Annotated in this window: 21 protein-coding genes and 1 tRNA gene; 4 read left to right on the plus strand and 18 right to left on the minus strand. The window is 54.3% G+C overall.

The genetic code is table 11. The features are described from left to right. Positions 1-125: 125 nt before the first annotated feature. Entirely contained in the window at positions 126-1,151 is a 1,026-nt protein-coding gene (locus AC0JZ1_RS08910; protein WP_471883402.1) for an ABC transporter substrate-binding protein, read from the minus strand. Between the two features lie 126 nt (positions 1,152-1,277). Between AC0JZ1_RS08910 and AC0JZ1_RS08915 the strand changes: the two genes are divergently transcribed. Both AC0JZ1_RS08915 and AC0JZ1_RS08920 read left to right on the plus strand, forming a co-directional pair. Continuing rightward, entirely contained in the window at positions 1,278-1,955 is a 678-nt protein-coding gene (locus tag AC0JZ1_RS08915; protein WP_471882026.1) for a response regulator transcription factor, read from the plus strand. Further along, positions 1,952-3,340: a sensor histidine kinase gene (locus tag AC0JZ1_RS08920; RefSeq protein WP_471882027.1), complete on the plus strand. Its 1,389-nt coding sequence runs from the start codon at positions 1,952-1,954 to the stop codon at positions 3,338-3,340. The genes AC0JZ1_RS08915 and AC0JZ1_RS08920 overlap by 4 nt, the downstream gene beginning before the upstream one ends. 30 nt (positions 3,341-3,370) lie before the next feature. On the opposite strand, the gene AC0JZ1_RS08925 is transcribed toward AC0JZ1_RS08920, so the two are convergent. From AC0JZ1_RS08925 to proV, 5 genes are all read right to left on the minus strand, one after another. Further along, a complete protein-coding gene (locus AC0JZ1_RS08925; protein WP_471882028.1) occupies positions 3,371-3,529 on the minus strand; it encodes a hypothetical protein in 159 nt (52 codons plus the stop codon). Positions 3,530-3,772: 243 nt separating this feature from the next. Then, the gene (locus tag AC0JZ1_RS08930) at positions 3,773-4,087 is read right to left on the minus strand and encodes a helix-turn-helix domain-containing protein (protein WP_471882029.1); all 315 of its coding nucleotides are present in this window, start codon (positions 4,085-4,087) and stop codon (positions 3,773-3,775) included. 71 nt (positions 4,088-4,158) lie between these two features. Then, positions 4,159-5,043, minus strand: a complete 885-nt coding sequence (locus AC0JZ1_RS08935; RefSeq protein ID WP_471882030.1) for a glycine betaine ABC transporter substrate-binding protein — start codon at positions 5,041-5,043, stop codon at positions 4,159-4,161. A gap of 48 nt (positions 5,044-5,091) precedes the next feature. Continuing rightward, complete coding sequence (locus AC0JZ1_RS08940) at positions 5,092-5,985, minus strand: ABC transporter permease (RefSeq protein ID WP_471882031.1); 894 nt, start codon at positions 5,983-5,985, stop codon at positions 5,092-5,094. Between the two features lie 13 nt (positions 5,986-5,998). Beyond that, the gene (gene proV / locus AC0JZ1_RS08945; RefSeq protein WP_471882032.1) at positions 5,999-7,231 is read right to left on the minus strand and encodes a glycine betaine/L-proline ABC transporter ATP-binding protein ProV; all 1,233 of its coding nucleotides are present in this window, start codon (positions 7,229-7,231) and stop codon (positions 5,999-6,001) included. A 408-nt stretch (positions 7,232-7,639) separates the two neighbouring features. Between proV and AC0JZ1_RS08950 the strand changes: the two genes are divergently transcribed. After that, on the plus strand, positions 7,640-7,822 hold the full coding sequence (locus tag AC0JZ1_RS08950) for a hypothetical protein (RefSeq protein ID WP_471882033.1): 183 nt from the start codon (positions 7,640-7,642) through the stop codon (positions 7,820-7,822). 25 nt (positions 7,823-7,847) lie between these two features. On the opposite strand, the gene recQ is transcribed toward AC0JZ1_RS08950, so the two are convergent. The 10 genes from recQ to AC0JZ1_RS09000 form a co-directional block, all read right to left on the minus strand. After that, positions 7,848-9,707, minus strand: a complete 1,860-nt coding sequence (gene recQ / locus AC0JZ1_RS08955) for a DNA helicase RecQ (protein WP_471882034.1) — start codon at positions 9,705-9,707, stop codon at positions 7,848-7,850. Positions 9,708-9,784: 77 nt separating this feature from the next. Then, positions 9,785-10,687, minus strand: a complete 903-nt coding sequence (locus AC0JZ1_RS08960; protein WP_471882035.1) for a hypothetical protein — start codon at positions 10,685-10,687, stop codon at positions 9,785-9,787. A 104-nt stretch (positions 10,688-10,791) separates the two neighbouring features. Next, positions 10,792-11,613, minus strand: a complete 822-nt coding sequence (locus AC0JZ1_RS08965) for an MBL fold metallo-hydrolase (RefSeq protein WP_471882036.1) — start codon at positions 11,611-11,613, stop codon at positions 10,792-10,794. A gap of 1 nt (position 11,614) precedes the next feature. Continuing rightward, positions 11,615-12,400 carry a TatD family hydrolase gene (locus AC0JZ1_RS08970; protein WP_471882037.1) on the minus strand — a complete coding sequence of 262 codons (786 nt, stop codon included), beginning with the start codon at positions 12,398-12,400 and terminating at the stop codon, positions 11,615-11,617. Between the two features lie 9 nt (positions 12,401-12,409). Further along, a complete protein-coding gene (gene metG, locus AC0JZ1_RS08975) occupies positions 12,410-13,969 on the minus strand; it encodes a methionine--tRNA ligase (RefSeq protein ID WP_471882038.1) in 1,560 nt (519 codons plus the stop codon). Positions 13,970-14,051: 82 nt separating this feature from the next. Beyond that, positions 14,052-15,080 (minus strand): DNA polymerase III subunit delta', encoded by a 1,029-nt coding sequence (locus AC0JZ1_RS08980; protein ID WP_471882039.1) that lies wholly within the window; start codon positions 15,078-15,080, stop codon positions 14,052-14,054. Continuing rightward, positions 15,077-15,754 carry a dTMP kinase gene (gene tmk / locus AC0JZ1_RS08985; protein WP_471882040.1) on the minus strand — a complete coding sequence of 226 codons (678 nt, stop codon included), beginning with the start codon at positions 15,752-15,754 and terminating at the stop codon, positions 15,077-15,079. Before tmk ends, AC0JZ1_RS08980 begins: the two co-directional genes overlap by 4 nt. Before the next feature lie 83 nt (positions 15,755-15,837). Further along, complete coding sequence (locus AC0JZ1_RS08990) at positions 15,838-17,013, minus strand: D-alanyl-D-alanine carboxypeptidase family protein (protein WP_471882041.1); 1,176 nt, start codon at positions 17,011-17,013, stop codon at positions 15,838-15,840. Between the two features lie 128 nt (positions 17,014-17,141). After that, the gene (locus tag AC0JZ1_RS08995) at positions 17,142-18,320 is read right to left on the minus strand and encodes a septal ring lytic transglycosylase RlpA family protein (RefSeq protein ID WP_471882042.1); all 1,179 of its coding nucleotides are present in this window, start codon (positions 18,318-18,320) and stop codon (positions 17,142-17,144) included. Between the two features lie 213 nt (positions 18,321-18,533). Continuing rightward, complete coding sequence (locus AC0JZ1_RS09000; RefSeq protein ID WP_471882043.1) at positions 18,534-19,964, minus strand: lipopolysaccharide biosynthesis protein; 1,431 nt, start codon at positions 19,962-19,964, stop codon at positions 18,534-18,536. 352 nt (positions 19,965-20,316) lie between these two features. Between AC0JZ1_RS09000 and AC0JZ1_RS09005 the strand changes: the two genes are divergently transcribed. Then, a tRNA-Ser gene (locus AC0JZ1_RS09005) sits at positions 20,317-20,406 on the plus strand. A 96-nt stretch (positions 20,407-20,502) separates the two neighbouring features. Here AC0JZ1_RS09005 and AC0JZ1_RS09010 read toward each other — a convergent pair. Continuing rightward, the gene (locus tag AC0JZ1_RS09010) at positions 20,503-20,787 is read right to left on the minus strand and encodes a hypothetical protein (RefSeq protein ID WP_471882044.1); all 285 of its coding nucleotides are present in this window, start codon (positions 20,785-20,787) and stop codon (positions 20,503-20,505) included. Between the two features lie 108 nt (positions 20,788-20,895). After that, positions 20,896-21,105 carry a cold-shock protein gene (locus AC0JZ1_RS09015; protein ID WP_471882045.1) on the minus strand — a complete coding sequence of 70 codons (210 nt, stop codon included), beginning with the start codon at positions 21,103-21,105 and terminating at the stop codon, positions 20,896-20,898. Positions 21,106-21,266: the final 161 nt, after the last annotated feature.

The following is a 21,266-nucleotide window of genomic DNA, read 5'->3' on the forward strand; positions in this document are numbered from 1 at the left end:
TCGCGCCGAAGCCGGCAGCGTGCCTCTCCCCCCAGTCATTCCTGAAACGCCTCCACGTTTCGGGATGCCACTAAGCGACCACATTATGCTGACATTTAGCTGACGTTAACGTATTTGAAGCTTTCCTATTGAAGGCGAAGTGCTTCATTCCACTTTGCGATAAGCCGCGAGCGCTTTACCTGGTCGAGATAGACCATCAAACCCGGGCTTACCGGTACAGGCTTAAGCTGCCCACCCAGCATTTCCCGCATGGTGGTGGCTGTGTTGCCAACAGCAACGTCGGGATTGACTGCTGGAATTTGCAGTTGCTCTGTCAGGATTGTCTGACCTTCCTTCGACATGAAGAATTCCAGGAAACGACGTCCCAGATCCGGCGATTGCGCCGCCTGCGGAACAAGACCGATGCGGGACATCACCACCGTATAATCCTTAGGCAGCACGATCCCGACCTCTGGATGATTCGAGGCCCAGTCTGCCGCATAGGAACCGAGAATGTTATAACCCAGCACAAATCTGCCATCGGCCACCCGTTCCAGAATGGCTTGGCTGGTAGAATAGAGCTTCACCCCTGCACCGCCCATGGCCCGAACCACGTTCCATATATCGTCGAACTGCTCCTGATCACGCGACATAAAAAGAAAGCCGACCCCTGATCGTTCAATATCATAGGTGGCAATGCGGCCATGCACTCGATCACCTTCTTTCGCCAGAAACTGAACGAATTCTGCACGTGTGGAAGGAGGTGCGGCGGTTGCGAAACTCGGCTTATGATAGACAAACACAGCAGGCTCGAATGTCAACGCATAGGCGGTGTCACGCCAGTTCGCCCATGCTGGCCATCGGGCACTCATCGGTAGATGGCTGGGTTGTGCGTAGCCATCATTGGCCAGCTTGACCTGTAAATCCATAGCGGAAGAAAAAGCAAAATCCGCAGTCCGCTTCAAACTTTCTGTTTCCTTGACGATCCGATCATAGATTGCGCCAGTCAACATATCTTCATACCTGACAGCGATGTCAGGGTTAGCTCTCTGAAACGCCTGGATCATCGGCTTTGCCAGAGGTTCATCCAGCGAAGAGTAAACCAGCAATTCAGGCGCAGCCTGTTTGCCACTCAAAGCCGAAAACCGCGTTACATCGGCATGCGCGGCCATAGCATTGAGAAGCAGCAAACAAGAGGTTAGGAGAGGGCGTATCATCTTTCTATGATGACGGATGGTCAGCCTCTTCACAAGCAGGCGTTTTCCCATCTATCTTCAAGCAGTTGTGGGGGAAACGCATTGCGCATTTTGCTGGTTGAGGATAACGGCAGTCTGGCCGAGGGGCTTTCCGCGATTTTGCGGGGTAGCGGTTATACAGTGGATGTGGTTGGCGATGGTCTTTCTGCTGAAGCTGCAGCAACCGCCCAAAGCTTTGATTTGATTATCCTCGATCTCAACCTGCCTGAAATGGATGGTCTGGATGTTTTACGCTCCATCCGCGCAAGACAAAACCAGGCAGCCGTGATGATTCTGACTGCGCGCGGCGCGCCGGAAGAGAGGGTGAGGGGACTGGATCTTGGGGCAGACGACTATCTCACCAAGCCTTTCGACATTTCCGAGCTTGAGGCGCGCATCCGGGTACTCCTGCGGCGTCAGGCAGGTTTGCGGACATCGCGCGTGGAGTTCGGCGCTCTGACCTTCGATCTAACCTCCCGAAGCTTCTCCAGCGGTGGGCGGCCCATCGACATACCTGCCCGCGAGCTTGCGTTGCTGGAACTACTGTTCCTGCGTGCAGGAAAGGTAGTTTCCAAGGATGCCATCATCGGATCTCTTACGGGTTTTGATGAGGATCTATCTGCAAACGCCATTGAACAATATGTCAGCAGGTTAAGGCGTCGCCTTTTTGCGCACGGCCTGACGGTGAAGACCGCCCGTGGCATAGGCTATTATCTAGATCTTTCGCCCGAGGAAGCATGAAGTTTGCCGTGAACTCCATACGCGGCAGACTACTTGCATGGTTGCTGGCGGGAACCGCTGTGCTGGGAACGGTGGCGCTGGCCGATACCTGGCGCGAAGCGCAGCAAACTGCCAATGAAGTTTCTGACCGGGTTCTTGCAGGTTCGGCGCTGGCCATAGCCGAGCGCGTGGTGGTCGCGGAAGATGGCTCGCTTGAAGTCGACATTCCTTACGTAGCTTTGGAGATGCTGACATCCGCCGCCCAAGACCGCGTTTTCTACCGGGTCGATGGACCGCCCGGCACGTTCATTACCGGTTATCAGGCTTTGCCTGCCATTGATCGAAGGGAAGGCCAATCGACAGCATTTGACAATGCCAGTTTTCGTGGCGATCCCATCCGGGTGGCGACGCTTGCCCGCTCCGCCTCTACCGGCATTTCATCCGTTCCGTTCACGGTGACGGTTGCTGAAACAACCATTGCCAGGCGGCAGTTGGCGCGCTCCATCCTGCTTCATTCGGCTGCGAGGTTGCTGCTGATGATGACGGGCGCAGCTCTCATCGTATGGATGGCGGTCTCCGTATCGCTTCGGCCGCTCAATCGGCTGAGCGTGGCAATCTCCGAACGAAACCCCAATGATCTCCAGCCGATTGGCGAAACGGTTCCCTCCGAGGTTCAGGGACTGGTCGAGACTGTCAACTCCTTCATGATCCGGCTGGATTCTGCACTTGAGGCGCTACGGCATTTTACTGGCAATGCCAGCCATCAATTACGCACGCCGCTGGCTGTTGTTCGTACCCAACTGGCGCTGGCGGCTCGTTCAGACGATCAGGCTCAAGCCCGGGAAGCCATAGAACAGGCCGATGCTGCCATTGCCAAGACCGAGAGAATCTTGGCGCAATTGCTGATGATGTCCCGCATCGACGCCACATCGCGTGCCATCTCCGCGAACCTTCAGCCAATCGACCTGGTGGACCTGGCGCGCACTGTGACGAGCGAGCAGGTTCCACCCGCAGCGGAAGCGGGAATAGATCTTGGATTTGAAGGAGAGGGTACTGTAGCAGTTTCGGGCGAGCCTCTGCTCTTGTCCGAACTCCTGAAGAACCTCATTTCAAATGCGCTTCTTTATTCCGGACGGGGTGCGGAAGTCACCGTGAGGGTGTCTGAAGAGGAAAATGCCGCGATTGTTGAGGTCGAGGACAATGGGCCTGGAATACCAGCCTCGCTACATTCCAGCGTCTTGCGCCGCTTTGACCGCGCGGAACGAAGTGATGAAAAAGGCACAGGCCTTGGCCTGCCCATCGTCGAGGAAATTGCCAATCTGCATGGAGGCGATTTGCAGCTTGCAGCGGGACGTGAAGGGAAAGGCCTTCGCGTTATTGTTCGGCTGCCGCTTGAGGCAAGTTAGCGCCCACGAGACGCAGGCGCCGTCTGTATTTTAGTGAAGGGTTTCGCGGAAAAAATCTTCCTGCATAAGGCGAAGGGCATCGTCGAGAGCGGCAACCAAGATATCCGTCAACTGGTCGGTATCATTCTGCTCGAGGTAGATGGCAAGAGCGGCTTCCTGAGCATCCATCTGCTGTTCCATGTCCTTCATGTCATGTCCCTTCCTTCGCCTTGGTTCATCCAGGCTGTATGGATGGTGTATAAGCTTATGCTTGCGTCTGGCTGATGCTTCATGCCTCGGCCAGACAAATGCCCGCTCAGCGAAACGCCCCGATATCTTCAGAGTTCCTGAGGGGAGATTCGCGAAGCGGGCCGGGGCGTGCAGATGTACTTTTTAACGAAGGTCAGTCAACCAGTTCGGACACGAAAAATCATTGGGCTCCAGGATTGAAGATCACCGTGTCAGCCCGATGAGCCTCTGTTCCGGCCAGTAGGGCGGAACAACATCCAGCAAATCCTCCCAGCTAGGGCCGACGCCGCGTCCCGTGAGAAGCCAGCACAGCGTAACCTGCAAGGTGCAGGCAATATCCGTTAACAAGGACGGTGGTGGCTCGCAGCGATCACTTTCCCAATGCTTCCAATCCTCGACTTTGCAGTCGATTTGCTCAGCTGCTTCTCGGGCAGACATCTCCAACGCTTCCCGTGCAAGAGAAATCCGCCCACCAATGGTATCCTCTGTCGCGGTTAGCTTTATGACTCGTGCTGACATTGTCGAACCTCGCCCTGATAGCTTTATTAGAACATAGGAGAGGGCCAGCGTTTGCCGACCCCCTGATCTATTTATCCCTGCTCACCAAGCCATGATTTGATCTGGTCCGGGTGCTGCTCAATATATTTATCGACGGCCTTATCGTAGGAGGTCTCCTGCGCATCGAACATGGCAGCCTCGAGATCGGCGATTGGCAGCTTCATGCGTGACATGAATTCAGCGACCTTCGGATTATCGGCCTTAAAATCCTTCCGCGCCAGAACATCGACATGTTCCGCCTCGCCTAAAGCCTTCTTCGGGTCCTTCAGGTAACGAAGCTCATATTTGCCAAACATCCAATGCGGGCTCCAGGAAGTGGCAACAAACCATTTTTCGCCACGATAGGAGCGATCCGCTGTCGTCAACATTCCGGCTTCGCTGGAAATCTTGAGCTTGTAATCCTTTAGTTCGTAGGTTTTCAGCGCATCCTCAGACAGGCGCGTGAGGCCAGCACCGGGATCGATTCCCTGAATTGTTCCGTCCAGCTTCTTGCGGACCTCTTCTTTTTTCAGGTCCTCAATGGATGAAATTTCGCTTTCGGGAATGTATTTCGGAACCACCCAACCAAGTTTAGCGCCATCATAGACAGTTCCCAGGGTTTCGACCTTGTTCTTCACCCGCTTGTAGTAATCGGCATGAGTCTGCGGTAACCAAGCCATCATCATGAAGTCGATATCGCCCCGGCTGACGCCCTGATAGAGAGGGGCGACATCTGTTTGCACCAACTCTACTTTTTGACCAAGCTTGTTCTCGATGAGCTTGGCTGCAAGCTTTGTTACGAATTCCGCATCAGACCATGCCGCCCACCCGATCTTTACCGGCTTCTGATCCTGCGAAAAGCTGACCGTTGCTGTTCCTGCAACCAGTGCGGCTGCAAGACCGAGGGTGGCGCCGAGAGACGCAAATGACTTGAACATTCTTGCTCCTTTTTGATGGTTTGAATTTTGCGGAGACAATCCGCGAGATTAGTTGTTGAGGGCAGGGGCGGCCAACCGTTCGTCACCAGTGTTCGGCTTCCATGAGAACAGACGGCTCAAGGTGGTAGGCTTCTTGCCGAGGCTTTGCGTGATGCGGTCGAGAATGACTGCCAAGATAACAACTGCGAGGCCGCCTTCGAAACCAGTGCCAACATCCAAACGCTGAATGCCCGTGAGAACTGTGTTTCCGATGCCACCAGCACCAATCATTGAGGCGATCACGACCATGGAAAGAGACAGCATGATGGTTTGGTTTATACCTGCCATGATGGAGGGCAGTGCATTTGGAAGCTGCACCTTGAACAGCAGCTGCGATGAGGTGCAGCCAAATGCCTGCCCAGCCTCAATGAATTCCGGGTGCACCTGCCGAATACCAAGGTTCGTCAGGCGGACGACGGGCGGCATGGCAAAGATGACCGTGGCAATCGTTCCTGGCACGGCACCAAGGCCAAAGAACATGGCCGCCGGGATCAGATAAACGAAAGCGGGCATTGTCTGCATAAGATCAAGCGCAGGACGCACTGCCGCTGCCACGCTATCACGCCGGGCCATTGCAATACCAAGCGGGAGGCCAACGATCATTGCGATGAATGTAGACGCGATGACCAGTGACAGCGTTTCCATGGTCGCTTGCCATAGCCCCATGTGCTGGACGAGCCATAAGGAAAGCCCGGTGAAGATGGCAAAGCCGAAGCCCACGCGCCAAAGGGAAAGCAGCGCGAATATCGCAATACCAACCGGCATGGGGATGGAGGTTAGAGCATTAAGAATACCATCTGTCACAAAGCCGATGCCGGTAGCGATTGCGTCCAGCAGGGGTGAAAAATTGTCAAGAATGTAGTTCACGGCGCTATCCACGCCGCTGCCGATTTCAAAATCCATGGGAATTCCTTCGTTAGCCTGCGCGATCAAGCGTTTCCAGCAAAGTAGATTTGCTGATGGACCCGATATATCGTTTGCGTTCGTCGATTACCGGAACCGGCCAAGGACTGCCGGCAACGCGACCCAGCACGTTGGAAAGCGGCTCATCCGCAAAGATCGGCTCAATTTCGGCCAGAAATGCGCTCCGATACGGGTCTGAGTCCTTGGCGCGCACTTTATCAACCAACGAGGTCTGGCTGACCACTCCATGAAAGGTTTTGTCCCTGCCGAGGATAATCGCATAGTCGCGATCAAAGCTTTTCATCCGCTCAAGGGCGGCAGCAGCCGTCATACCCTGCCGTTCAATGATGGTAACTTGCGTCTTACGGGCCACGTCACCTGCTTTGAACACGTGCGAAATATCAACATTGCGGAAGAAGGAGCGGACGTAATCGTTGGCCGGTTGCGTCACGATTTCATCCGGCGTTCCAACCTGAATGACTTCTCCATCCTGCATGATGCAGATGCGATCGCCGATGCGCATGGCTTCATCCAGATCATGGCTTACGAACACAATCGTGCGGCTGTGCTCAGACTGCAGGCGAACGAGTTCATCCTGCATTTCGGTGCGGATGAGAGGATCAAGGGCAGAAAATGCCTCGTCCATTAAAAGAATAGTAGGCTCACTGGCCAAAGCGCGAGCAAGGCCAACGCGCTGCTTCATGCCGCCTGAAAGTTGATCCGGGTAGCTGTTGGCATAACCCGACAAACCAACAGCATCCAGCGCTTCCATTGCGCGCCTGTTTCGGTTGGCCTCGGGCATCCCAGAAACTTCCAAGCCGAAAGCAGCGTTATTCAGAACGGTGCGGTTAGGCAACAACGCAAAAGATTGAAAAACCATGCTGATTTCGCGGCGACGAAGCGCGATGAGTTCCTGACGCGACATCTTGGTCACGTCATGGCCATCAACTTCAATCGCCCCGGAAGTCGGTTCGATCAAGCGGTTCAGCAAGCGGAGCAGGGTGGATTTACCCGAGCCAGAGAGGCCCATAATGACGAAGATTTCGCCAGCATTTATGTCGAAGCTAGCATTTGATACGCCGATGGTGCTGCCGGTAGCAGCATGTACTTCGGACTTGGACTTGCCCGATTTGAAAAGTTCGAGCGCTTTATCGGGACGCTCACCAAACACTTTGTAGACGGATTTCAGACTGATCTTAGGCGTTACGGATGCTTCCGCAACGTCAGCTTCAGTAGATGCTGTCATAGTGATCCCAGCCCCCGGCTCAACAGCTGGGGGAACGCTCCTGTAAGTTGGGAACAGTTTCTTGAACCCGACTTTGATACCGGGGAAACCCTGTTCCGAATTTTCACTCGCGGCGCATGTAGCAGCCGCATTTTCGCTGAATTGAACTTCCTAGACGGCAATGCGTCATGATTGCCAGGAAGAGACTACGGCATCCAGAAAGCGACATACGACCACGCATTCGCTGCTTCCGTGTCTGACGTTTTTCTAGATATAGGCAAAAGTTCCAAAAGTCCATAAATAAATCTAGATTTTGTATGTCTCAAAACCGACCACCCCAAGCGCGTGCGAAAATGACAATTTTTGGCGCCGGGACTTACGTTTGGATTTGCCCGTTGCTCTGGATAGTTGAGCGGAAATTCAGTAGGCATGATGCTGAGAGATTCAGCGGGAAACGTCATGGGCGACATCATCAAATTTAAGAAGCCAAAGCCAGTTAAGCCGCCGCGCCAAGCCTCGCCGACGGTAAAGAAGGCAGCCACAGTAGCGGCCATCGTCATAGGCCTGATTGCTGCATGGGCTTACTTCCAATTCGTTGCGGCGAAGCTATGAAGTGGCATGGCTGCTTGGGCGCCATTTAGCCGTTTGCGATGACTGCCATAAACTGCTCGCCATATCGCGTGAACTTGGTCGCACCAACTCCTGAAATCGATAGCATATCTCGCTCTGTCGTTGGCCGGATCTTTGCGAATGCGATTAGGGTCGTGTCAGGAAATACGACGTAGGGAGCAACACCCAACTCCTTTGAGATAGACAGTCGCAGCGCGCGCAATGCCTGAAACATCCGTTCATCTTCCGGAGAAAAATCAGGCCGAGCAGCTGATATAATAGGCTTTCCGCGTTCACGCTTTCTAACGGCATCCACCGTGTCGCGCCTCAGCGTTACAGAAACCTCTTTCTTGAACACTCCGCGAGCGGCCTCCTCTAGTTTCAGTGCACCAAATTCACTGTGAGCTACGCGGATAAAACCGAGAGCAAGGAGTTGTCGGAATACCGACTGCCACGCATGAAGCGACAACTCCTTGCCGACACCAAACACGGCCAGTTGTTCATGTCCGAATTTGCTGGTTCGCTCAGTGACCTTGCCAAGAAGTACATCAATGACATGTGCGGTACCGAAACGTTCGCCAGTTCGATAAACGGCTGCTAAAGCCTTGATAGAGACCTCGGTGGCATCCCACGTCTCAACAGGATTATTGCATGTGTCACAGTTGCCGCAACGCGAAGGCGCTACCTCACCGAAGTGCGAAAGGATAGCCTTTCGGCGACAACCGGCAGTCTCGCATATTCCTAGAAGCGCACTCAGCTTTGCGCGTTCTATTCGCTTGATCTCATCAGTTCCGTCACTTTCATCTATCATCCGCTGGCGTTGGACGATGTCTTGCATTCCGTAAATCATGAAGGCTTCGGAAGGCAGGCCGTCGCGGCCGGCACGGCCAGTCTCCTGGTAATATCCTTCAACCGAGGAGGGGAGGTCGAGATGCGCAACATATCTGACGTTGGGCTTATTGATACCCATTCCAAACGCGACAGTGGCAACCAGGCAAAGGCCTTCTTCCATTCGGAAAGCATCCTGATTGTCAGCCTTCACCGCCGGGTCCATTCCTGCGTGGTAAGCGCGAGCATTTATGCCCTGCTTGTTCAGCCATTCCGCAGTTTCTTCAACCTTTCGCCGGGACAAGCAATAGACAATACCACTGGAGCCGTTATGGCGCTGCAGGAAGCGAATGAGTTGTGAACGTGCGTTATCTCGTTCTGCGATGTGATAGGTGATATTCGGGCGGTCGAAGCTGTCGACAAAGACAGCAGCATTATCGAGTTGCAGCTGACGGATAATATCGTCTCGAGTATGTGGATCAGCCGTTGCCGTCAGCGCAATCCTCGTCACTCCGGGGTACATTTCCCTCAGTTTTCCGAGGCCGAGATAGTCTTTGCGGAAATTGTGTCCCCAAGTGCTTACGCAATGGCATTCATCAATCGCGATGAGCGAAATCGGCACGTTGCCGAAAAGGTCACGGAAGCCTGGAAGGACCACGCGCTCTGGCGTGACGTAGATAAGTTTAAGCTTCCCGGCGCGCAGCTTTGACCTAACAGAACGCGACTCTTCTTCCGACTGCTGTGACCATAGGCATTCCGCCTTGATACCGAGGGCTTTCAATTCTTCGACCTGGTCGCGCATCAGCGCCACCAGAGGTGAGATGACCACTGTGACACCTGGCAGGCAGAGACCTGGAAGCTGAAAGCACAGCGATTTGCCTTTCCCTGTCGGGAATAGGACCAACGCATCATTCCCGTTTAAAACGTGCTGGATGACATCAGCCTGCTTTCCGCGGAAAGTTTGGTATCCCCATACGCGCTGAAGAGTTGCGAGAGGCTTCTCAAGCAGTTTGTGTTTATACGATACGGGGAGGGGCGAAAGATGATCGGAATCGTGCATCGGTCAGCAAAAATTGCCTTTAATAGAATTTCTAAAACCATAACGAGTGGACATGTCTGACATCCCCACTTAACCGGCTATTTCCATTTGGCCGCCCAATCCCGTAAAGCAGCTTTTGCTCTCTCCGGCCACTGCTTTAGAAGTGGACGAACAACGATCTTTTCACCCTGTGGCTTCCAGGCTAAAAACACCCGTTTGTCGCTAATCGACGCAACCAACAGCGCTTCCTCTTCCTGGCATAGATGACGCGTGCAAGCTGAACCCACGAAATAATCGCCATCAAACGATCCCGAACCAACACCTGTAATGATGTCGGAAAAAACATTACGGTCAGCGCCGAGAAGAGCATCTATTTGTGCAGCAATTTCGCCGAAACCTATGAGTTCACTTGGATGCGATGCACTTTTCTCTCTTAGCGTTGCCCATCCTTTCGATGCATCCGGGACGAAAGGACGATTTTCCGATTTTATAAGTCCGTCTGAAGGTGTCCATTTCCAAGTCTCACCATCAGTGTTGGGGATAGGCACAGTCGCAAAAAGGATTTCGTTAGCACCCACATCTGCCTTCACCGGGCGGCAACTTTCGATCGGACCGTCCAGCCGTGGGTTTAACCCTTGGGGGAATGACACGACGAAGGGCGCAGCATCACATGTGTTTCCGCCAGGCGACGAAGAGCCAACAAGTGCCGGCACTCCGCCAACGAGAAGAGCATCCCGAATATCCAGAATCTCGTTCTTCAGAACCTCTCGACCATCGATCATCAATATTTGCCCGTCGTCGCGCCGGATGATCGCAACTTCGTGGCCAAACATTTTCATTTCGAAAGCTGAAGCTGCCGCCAAACTGGCTTGGCATCCTGCGACAATGGAGAAAGCAGCGACAACAAAACAAACGAGTTTTTTCACGCCAGCCTCCAGCAGCTCTATACCTTCCAAGGTATGTGACGATCGAGGCTTAAATGCAATCAAACGCAGGTTCAAGAGTCAGCCCTGTTCCATAATCTGTCTTATCTGACTTTCATATGGTCCTGCTTGCCTGGGCGAACTTGTTTGCCACTCCCTTTGTGGCAAACCAGAAGCTTACTTCAGACTTCAACCTTAAAGCTCAAGCCATCGTATGCTGGTTCGATGTTCTCCGGCGTTTGCCCCATCACCGTTTTGTAATCCATCGGCGTGTGCATGTGTGTGAGGATGGCACGGCGCGGCGCGAGCCTGTCGATCCAAGCCAAAGCCTGATCAAGGGATAAGTGGCTTGGGTGCGGCTTGTACTGAAGTGCATCTATAACCAGCACGTCGAGACCATGAAGGCGTGTAATGCTTTCGTTTGGGAAGTCACTCACGTCACTGCAATAGGCTACATCACCCACCCGAAAGCCTAGTGATTGGATATCGCCATGCTGTTGCGTGTGGGCAAAAACTTCGACGGCACCACCAGCACCCTCAATGACGATCGGTTTCGATAAGTCAGAAATCAGGTTTGGTTTGACTATGGGCGGATAATTGCCGCCTGCGGGTGTTTCAAGGCTATAGCCAAAGCCGGCACGAATCCGCTCCATGGTCTGCGACTCGGCCCAGATTGGAATGCGCGTTCTCTGAGAATGAAAATATCCACGCAGATCATCGATCCCATGGAGATGGTCTGCATGGGCATGCGTGTAGAGCACCGCATCAATGCGCTTCACATTGGCGGAAATCATCTGTTCGCGAAAATCAGGGCCCGTATCAACGACGATCGTCGTTACCCCACCATCCGGCGCAATTTGCTCAATCAGAAATGCCGCACGGCGGCGACGGTTTCTCGGCTCTCTGGGATCGCAGGCGCCCCAATCACCATCCAATCTTGGCACGCCGGGAGAGGAGGCGCATCCAAGGATCGTGAACCGGCGTGTGAAGCCCTGCCCCGACAAGTTACGCCACTTTCTTCATCTTGGAGAAACAGCGAAACGCATTGTCAGTTGTGATTTCAGACATCTCCTGAAAAGAAACGCCTTTAACCTCGGCCAGCACCTCGGCGGTGTTGACAACGTAGGACGGCTCATTGCGCTTGCCGCGCCAGCGCTTGGGCGCGAGGTATGGTGCATCGGTTTCCACCAGCAGGCGATCCATCGGAACAGTGCGGGCGATATCCCGCAATTCGGTCGATTTCGGGAAGGTCAAGATTCCTGAGAAGGAAATAAATCCACCAAGGTCCACGCCAGCGTCGGCCAGCGCCTGACCCGCCGAAAAGCAATGAAGGATAAAGGGGAAGGCTCCCTTTCGTGTTTCTTCGCGAAGAATTGCAGCCATATCATCATCAGCGCTTCGGCTGTGAATCACCAACGGAAGCTGGGTTCTCCGCGCTGCCTCTATGTGGCGACGAAAGCCCGTTTGCTGATCTTCCGGCTTTTGGGTGTCGTAAAAATAGTCGAGACCCGCCTCTCCTATCGCCACAACTTTTTCGTTTGTTTCCGCCAAGCGAACCAGATCATCTGCCGTTACATCCAGCTCTTCGGCCGCATTGTTGGGGTGCGTACCAACAGAGCAAAACACGGACGGATAACGCTCAGTTAGCGCCAAAAGGCTGGGAAGCTTTCTAACGCGTGTCGAGATCGTCACCATCTGGCCGACACCAGCTGCATGCGCGCGGGAAACGAGTTCATCGCGTTCTTCTTCGAAGTCGGCGAAATCCAGGTGGCAGTGCGTATCGATCAGCATCAGTAGAATTCAAGCCTTGTCTGTTTCAGGCGCTACATAACGCGGAAAAACCGGCGAAACAGTGGGCAGTTCCGTGCCGGGCTTCAAACGACCCGCCTCACCCAGCTTGGCAAAGACGCGGTCTTCAGGCGCGACAGCAACGAGATCGAGAAGCTTTGCAGCGCTATCCGGCATGATCGGCTGGAACAGAATAGCGATCTGCCGCACCACTTCCGCCGTGACGTAGAGGACAGTTGCCATACGGGCAACATCTGTCTTGCGCAGAACCCAAGGCTCCTGCGCCGCGAAATAACGATCTGCCTCGTTGACGATATTCATGATAGCGCCGACAGCCTTGTGAATCTGCTGCTTGGACATTTCCTCGCGGCAGACTGCAATTGCCTCGTCAGCCGTTGCCAAAATAGCTTTGTCCGCATCTGTCAGCGGGCCAGGCTCTGGCACCCTGCCTTCAAGGTTCTTCCCAATCATCGACAGAGAGCGGGACGCAAGATTGCCAATACCATTGGCAAGATCGGCATTGATACGCGTGCCGATCCCTTCCTCCGAATAGCTTCCATCCTGCCCGAAGGATACTTCACGCAGGAAGAAGAAGCGGACCTGGTCCAAGCCAAAATGGTTGACCAGATTGACCGGATCGACAACATTGCCGAGCGATTTTGACATCTTCTCGCCTTTGTTCAGCAAGAAGCCGTGCGCGTAAACGCGCTTTGGAAGCGGAAGGCCCGCTGACATCAAGAAGGCTGGCCAATAAACGGCGTGGAAGCGGATGATGTCTTTACCAATGATGTGCGCATCCGCTGGCCAATATTTTGCACGGGCTCCGTTCTGATCTTCCACATAGCCAGTTGCAGTAATGTAGTTGGTCAAGGCATCGACCCAAACATACATCACGTGCTTCTCATCACCCGGCACCTTGATACCCCAATCGAAAGTGGTGCGCGAGATGGATAGATCCTTCAGGCCGGATTTCACGAAGGAAATAACTTCATTACGTCGCTCGTTGGGCCCTATAAAATCTGGCTGATCTTCGTAGAGCTTCAGCAGCTTATCTTCATAGGCCGAGAGCTTGAAGAAGTAGCTTTCTTCTTCCACCCACTCAACAGGCGTACCCTGAGGTCCGTAACGTACGCTATCGGCGCGAAGTTCGGTCTCTTCTTCCTGATAATAGGCCTCGTCGCGGACGGAATACCAACCGGCGTAGCTATCCTTATAGATATCGCCGTTCTTCTCCATACGCCGCCAAACCTCCTGCACCGTTTCGTGATGGCGCTTTTCAGTCGTGCGAATGAAATCATCGTTGGACGAGTTCAAAAGCTTGCCCATCTGGCGGAATTCGTTTGAATTTCGCTCGGCAAGTTCTTCCGGCGAGATGCCTTCGTTCCGCGCAGTCTGCTGCATCTTCTGACCATGTTCATCTGTTCCGGTCAAAAAGAAAACATCCTTTCCATCCAGACGCTGAAACCGCGCCATGGCATCGGTCGCAATCAGCTCGTAGGCATGGCCAATGTGTGGCTTACCGTTTGGATAGGAAATGGCAGTCGTGATGTAGTAGGGCGTTTTTGAAGACATAAAAGCCAGCATTCAGTTCGTGAATTTCTCTGGTCGCGTCTTAAACCATGTTTTATCAATGCGAAACAGAGTTTCAGAAAATTCAGCGCGCAACATCTTCCAGAATCGAGAGAATGGTCTGTTTGCGATCAAGGTTGTAAGCCTGGGAAACGGTAATGCGTTCCGTAACATCAGAAGCCAGCCGAGACATTCTATCTGCCTGGCCCAGGTCTCCACTTAAAGCCAAGGTCCGCGCCCTGCCCTCCAGATATTCGGTCAGGTGCCCGAGGAAAAAGTTGAAGATAACCTCGTTATCCTTGCCAGCCAGAACATCGGCAAGCCTGTGCATCGCACGCCGCGCACCCGGTCCCTCAGCGGCCAAGACATCGCTGAACGCGTTGATGATCTCTGTACCGCCATAGTTCAAAAGCTTTAGGGCTTGGGACACACTGCCGTTTGCCAGATGCAGAACCTCCTGCGCCGTTCGTCCACCATCCAGCGTAATATCGAGATTAGCCAACGCGGCCGACAGATCATCCGGCTTCAGCGGCGAAAGCTTCAGCGGCAGGCAACGGGAGCGAATGGTAGGCAGCAATCGGCCCGGAGCGTGACTTAGAACAAGGAAAAGCGAACGCTTGGGCGGCTCTTCCAGAATTTTAAGAATCGCGTTCGCGGCATTTCTGTTCAAGTCATCAGCCGGATCGATGATCACGACACGCCAATTGCCTGTGCCCGAAGTCTGCGAGAAGAAGTGCCCTGCCCGACGCACCTCATCAACTGTAATTGCCGTTTTCACCTTGCCGCTTTTTTCATCCACAGGCCGCGCAAGATGGAGGAGATTATGCGAGGCACCAGATGCAATCTGGCGGCTAACGCTGCTGGCAGGGTCTGGATCGCCCAAGGCCAAGGGCGCAGTTTCCGGGTTTGGATAGCTCAGAACGTGATTGACGAAGCGGAAAGCAAGCGTTGCTTTGCCAATGCCCTCGGGGCCTTCAATCAAAATCGCGTGGTGGCTTCGGCCCGAATTATAGAAGCGCGCAAGAAAATGCTCTGCCTGCTCATGGCCAAAGAGGCGCGTGTTGTTTTGCGGTGGAATGGCACCATCAAGTACCCCATGCACGACCTCACTCATGAGGCAGCGCCCTGATCCACTCTTTCGCTCAGACGCTTCTCAACGGCTCTTAAAACGTCGTATGCAACGGCATCTGCATCACGGGACGCATCGATTACGATGCAACGATCGGCATCTCGTTCAGCGATATCCAAAAAGGCTTGCCGACGCTTCTCATGCACTTCGATTTCTTCCTTCTCGAAGCGATCTGGAGGTTCCGATCCACCAGCCTCTTCAGCGCGGGTACGGGCACGATTCAGCCCCTCCTCCGCTGGCAAGTCTAGAATAAGTGTTAGGTGCGGGCGCAACCCGTTGATGGCGACTGCTTCAAGCGAATTGACGAATGCCTGATCCAGATTGCCGGTGATCCCTTGGTAGACCCGAGAGGAGTCCATGAAGCGGTCACAAAGCACAATTTTGCCATCTGCCAATGCAGGACGAATGATTTCCTCGACGTGATCCGTACGCGCCGCAGCAAATAGCATAGCCTCAGTGCGCACGCCAAAGCGTTCCGCAGCCCCGGAAAGAATGACGTGGCGAACAGCCTCCGCGCCAGCAGACCCGCCAGGCTCTCGCGTTAGCAGCACATTGCGCCCCTGCTCTTCCAAGCTTGCGGCAAGCCTGCGGATCTGGGTGGATTTACCCGCCCCTTCTCCGCCTTCGAATGTAACGAATAGCCCGGTCCCGTTGCTCAATGTGAGGCTGTCCAATCTGCTGCTGCAATTGCCGCCGTTTTAAACGACAAAATCGGAAATGTGAAACTGCAGATGGGAGAAAATCAAAGCCAGAAAAACAGCAGTTCCAGCGCAGCATCCGTCGCATTTGAAACCAACCCACCAACACCGATGTCTTCGGCTGCGTGCAATGGCACCTGCTTCAGCGCCCGGTCTCCTTCAAAGATTTGGAGGTTGCCAACGACCTGCCCCTTCTGGACGGGGGCTCGAAGTGGCCAGTGATAGACGATCTTGCCGCTCAGCCTTTCGCCGTTTTTGGAGCGCACATAGATATCGACGGGCTCCGCAGGCAAAAGCTGGACATGGGACTTTTCACCACCATACACAGCAGCCTCACCGATGACTTCATCCTGCTTGAAGAGCACCCGCGTCTCAAACGCGGACAGCCCCCATTCCAGTAGGCGGCGCGACTCCTCTGTGCGTTCCTTATCGCTAGCAAGGCCACCAAGAGCCATAAATAGCCGCGTTCCGTTTCTCTCCACGGAGGCCACCACCGCAAAGCCGGAGCCTTCTGCATATCCAGCGCCTAGCCCATCGACGCCTATACCGAGGCTAAGAAGCGGATTTTTGTTACGCTGAAAAATCTTGTTCCAGGTGAAATCCGGCTGTGTATAGAGGCTGTAGAACTGCGGATAAGTGCCGTGGATGTGTCTAGCCAGCTCCACAAGGTCGCGCGCGGTGGAACGGCTTTCTTGCTCCGGAAGGCCCGTTGAGTTGCCGAACACACTGCGTGTCAGCCCCAGATCCTTGGCCCTCGCCGTCATGCGAGCGGCAAAGCCTGCCTCGTTGCCAGCCATCCCTTCGGCGAGGATGATGCAGGCGTCATTCGCATTTTGGATGACGACGCCACGGATTAGGTCGCTCACCGGAACCTGGGATTTCAACGCCGCAAACATGGTGGCAGTACCAGATGGAGCTCCGCCGGTTCTCCAGGCATTTTCGGAAACGAAGAATGATTGATCGAGCTTGATCTCACCGCGGCCCACGGCTTCAAATACCAGATCCATCGTCATGAGCTTGGCAAGCGATGCAGGTGGAAATGCCTGATTCTCGTTCTGTGCAAGGAGGACCGTGCCGGTTTTAGCTTCAACCAGATAGGCCTGCTTTGCCTTGAGTTCCGGAGCACCCGGCTCCTGTGCGGATGCGGCACAAGAAAAAATAAGTGAGCCAAGCGCACAGACGCCTGCAAACAATATTCTGGAAAATCTGGGAAGGTACATTGGAATGCTCATCCACCGCATCGGTCATTGGGTATCAGTGGCTAATATTCGGCGCAACCGCCGAACGGCATTCTCAAGTTTGGCGGCTCCCTTAGCTGTCGAACAGCTGCGAGCCGCCATCAGACAAATCAGCGACGCGAAGGCTTGCCCTGTGGAGCATCGTCCACCTGTTGCATCATGCCGTCATCGCGAAGGATGACGTTGCCGAACACGACCTGTGGCTCCGTGCGGCGCTTGGTGGGGGCTGCATAAGCGGTTTCGGAGGTGGTGACGGGCGCAGGTGCAGCAACTGGACGAATAGCAGACGGCTTGCCCGAGGCTTTAGGCAGTGGTGCAGAAGCCATACGTACAGGCTGTTCGACAACCGGCGCAGCAACAGGAACGCGTTGCGGCTTTGTCTGAACCGCCGCCACGACGGGCTGGGGAGCGGAACGAGCAGCGGGCAGAATGGGTGCACGATTGGTCGGCGCTGGCGCCAATGCTGCCTGAACAACCGGCTGCGGCGCCGGAATGCGCGTCTCGGATTTTTGGCCCTTGCCGGAAACTTTGCCGTAGTTCGCAGAAGCAACACTACCTGAACGACCATAGCTTTGCAGCTGGTCACCCAATGATTGATTGGAAGCAACCATCACACCCGTTGCAATCTGACCGTCCGGATAGATTCCGGGCAGGCGATTGCCCTTGCGCACGTAGGAAGCCATCAAATAGGGCATGTCGTGGCCGCTCAAATCAGCCTTACCAACATACTGTACGTTGACGTGCGCCGTGCCGACGCGCTTGAAGTCAAGCAGTTCGGCGGTCTTGTCAGAGACATCGATGATACGGCCAGGATGGAATGGCCCGCGATCATTCACGCGAACGATAACTGAGGAACCCGTGTCCGTGTTCGTGACACGGGCATAGCTGGGCAGTGGAAACGTCGGATGCGCGGCAGAGAGATGTTCGCTGTCGTAAACTTCACCATTGGCAGTATAGCGACCATGGAAGGCAGAGCCGTACCAGGATGCCAATCCGCTTTTGTTGTAATTCGGATCTTCCTTGGGAACGTAGACCTTGCCCTTAACTTCGTAAGGGTTGCCAACCATGTAGCGCCCGCCGCCCTTAGGCACCGGCTGCCCATCGGCAACAACACGCGGGCTTGCCTTCACACCGTACTCGCTCTCGGCAAAGTATTCCTTGCTGCGCGGTTTGCTTTTCTTTGCCGTAGTTGTGTTGGACGTTGACGCGCACGACGCCATTCCAGCGCACACCACGGCAACCCCAAACCACTTCGCACCCAGCAGAAGCTTGCTCTTTTCCGAACTCAATACTCTAGTCCCACGCCGCAATTGAACCGAGCACCGCCAGTAAGCGGCACAGGCGACGGGAAGCCTCGTACTTCTCGTGCGCCATTGCTCGTGCAGTTTTGCCCGTAACGTGGCCAAAATGCGATCGGAAAGCGTGGATAACTAAAATTAGATTCAATTATGGTTAATATACAATTAATGTTAACTTTAAGTAAACACAGCTCTACTTCAGCTTTACCGTCTTATCAGATCCAATACCAAGCGACGCTGGGTCAGCAAAACCAGCACGGCATAGAGCGCACCCCCTGCAGCAACACCTGCCGCCAACTGCATCAGCGCACCGTTGAATTGAAGCCAGCCACCAACAAGCAGAAGCCGGACAACAATCGCCATAATCCCCGCCAGCATTAGCGGCAACAGCGTATCTCGCATACCAGTCGCCAACGGCAATCCAGCCACTTTCAGCACGATCCACAGGTAAGACAACAAGACCCCGATGTTTGCGACACAGAGGAAAACACAAAGACCGTAAAGCCCATCCCACCAGGCGCCAGCAATCATAGCAAGGATGGTAGACACGGCACGCCCTAGTCCAAACCGCCACAGAACGGTCGCATGGCCGGTTGCCTTCAAGTAGGGGATGAAGCTGCCGCAGGGGGACATGATGCCCTTCGACACCGCTAACAGCCCGAGCACTGGCGCTGCGAAAGCCCATTTCTCGCCAAACACCACCGTCATCGCGGGCTCAGAAACTGCCCAGATACCGAATAGCAACGGCGCTAGAAGCAGTGTTGTGGCCTGGGTGGTGCGCGACAAGATGGCGGCCTGCTTGGCTCCATCATCGTTCATCCGGCTGAAGGACGGGAAAAGAACACTCATCAAACCTGTTAGCACAATCTGGTTGGGCAGATCGGACAGGCGGTTTGTAAGATTAAAGGTACCTGCTTCCGGCAGACCCAGCATGCGGGTGATAATCACGATTGGTGACTGAAACGACAGGAAGCTAACGAAATCCGCCCCCACGAGCCGCACACCGTAGGACATGTGACGCCTGAGTTCCGGCATGGCGAAATGGAAGCCGGGTCGGTAACCGGCTGCAATAAACAGGCCCACGAAGCGAAGCCCGGCGCTCACATAAAGCTGGGCGATAAGTGCCCATATGCCATACCCCCCAAGTACCACCGCAATCGCAGCGATGGCGCCCATTGCTTCCGCGAAGACTGAAACAAATGCGTCCCGATCAAAAGCCATGCGTCTCGATAATTGAGAACTTGCAACATCCGGCCCAAGATAAAGAACGAAGAGAGGCGCAAAGATTTCCAGCAGCCAGGCCGCTTCGGGCGCACCAAGAAGCGAAGCGAGCGGGTGGGAAAAGATGAAGACCAAGATCCCAAGCGTGGTCGCAACCGCGAGATTCGTCCAGAAAATCGTATCGTCGCTGACCGCATCTTCCCGCGCATCGCGAATGAGGCCAGCGGTCAGCCCTGCTCCTGCGAACAGCAACAGGAAGGTGATTACGATCATGCCGCTGGCGACCATGCCCAATTCTGAAGGCGAGAGATAGCGCGCCAGGATGGGCACGCTAACAAATTTCAGCGTGAAAATCGCCACCTTGGAAGAGATGCTCCAGATAACGCTGGTAATCGTCTTGCGTTGCGCAGCCATACACGACGCTCCGGTTTTAGATGGATCATCCTGAAGAGCGCACATGGCCTAAAGGACATACCACTGAGAAACTGGAGGGGTGAAAGAATGTCGACTCTTCTCTTTCGCCCCGGTTGAGACTTCGGATGCCTGCGAGGTCTGAAAGAACGTGATTCTCGCGACCGGGCGAACAAACAAACCGACAATGGCCGATCTAGGGCAGGAATGCTGCAACGCCACTAGAATTTGTGCAATGCGAATAAAAGAGTTTTCAATGCAGAGCGCGGGAACAGTTGACGTAGCCGTTTCCAAGGCTATAACCGCTGCACATCTGGCGCTGATGCTTCGCTTTTCGAACCATCGCATTCACCAGGGAAGAGTGTCCGAGTGGTTTAAGGAACCGGTCTTGAAAACCGGCGTGCGTGAAAGCGTACCGTGGGTTCGAATCCCACCTCTTCCGCCAGATTTGATGAGCTTAGGCGGATCGACCACCCTCTCTTTGCTTGTCTGCACCACACGATGTTCTTCCGCCTGGAGCAGGCGAAAAGGGTACCGTGCCTTACTTGCCAATCCTGATTTTGCTGGAGTTGATCCAGCTGGAACCTGCGCTGGCGTCCTTCGCCACGGTGACTGTGCCCTGTGGTTTTGCCTGGGCGTGCTCGAGATCCTCCTCACCAACGCTGCGGTCAAAATTTTCAGTTGGGAAACGTACGCGGTACCGTCTTGAAACTCCGCCCTGCCCTTGCGGTTGGAGAGCGACGATTTTGCCGACGCCTTCGGGATGACCGGGGGCGCGGACACGCAAGACGACTTGATCGCCAGACTCGAATTTCTGTGTGGCCATAATTATTCCCCGTAATTTCGAACAATAAAAAAGGCCGGGCAATACCCGACCTCTCCAAGCTAATGATCTCGCTGCCAGTACTTCCGTGGTCAGCGTGACGCTATAGCATTAAGCTGCTTGCAGGTTGTCTGCTGCGCTTTTACCCGAGCGACGATCCTGAACGATGTCGAAGCTTACCTTCTGGCCTTCAACGAGCGAACGCATTCCAGCGCGCTCAACAGCAGAAATGTGCACGAATACGTCCGCGCTGCCATTTTCCGGCTGAATGAAACCAAAACCCTTGGTGGCGTTGAAAAACTTAACTGTGCCGATGTTCATAACGATTTCCTTTTTTCAAACCGTTGTTGGGCCCACGATACCTTGCGGGCAAAGATCGAAGATTTGAAAGGAAATCCAGAGAGAGCCTCGAAAGCTCTGTAGTGACGTCACAAGCAATTTGTCGATGATCGAAATGTACAGGCGTTTCAAAATATTGCAAC

The organism is Affinirhizobium capsici (assembly GCF_977018625.1).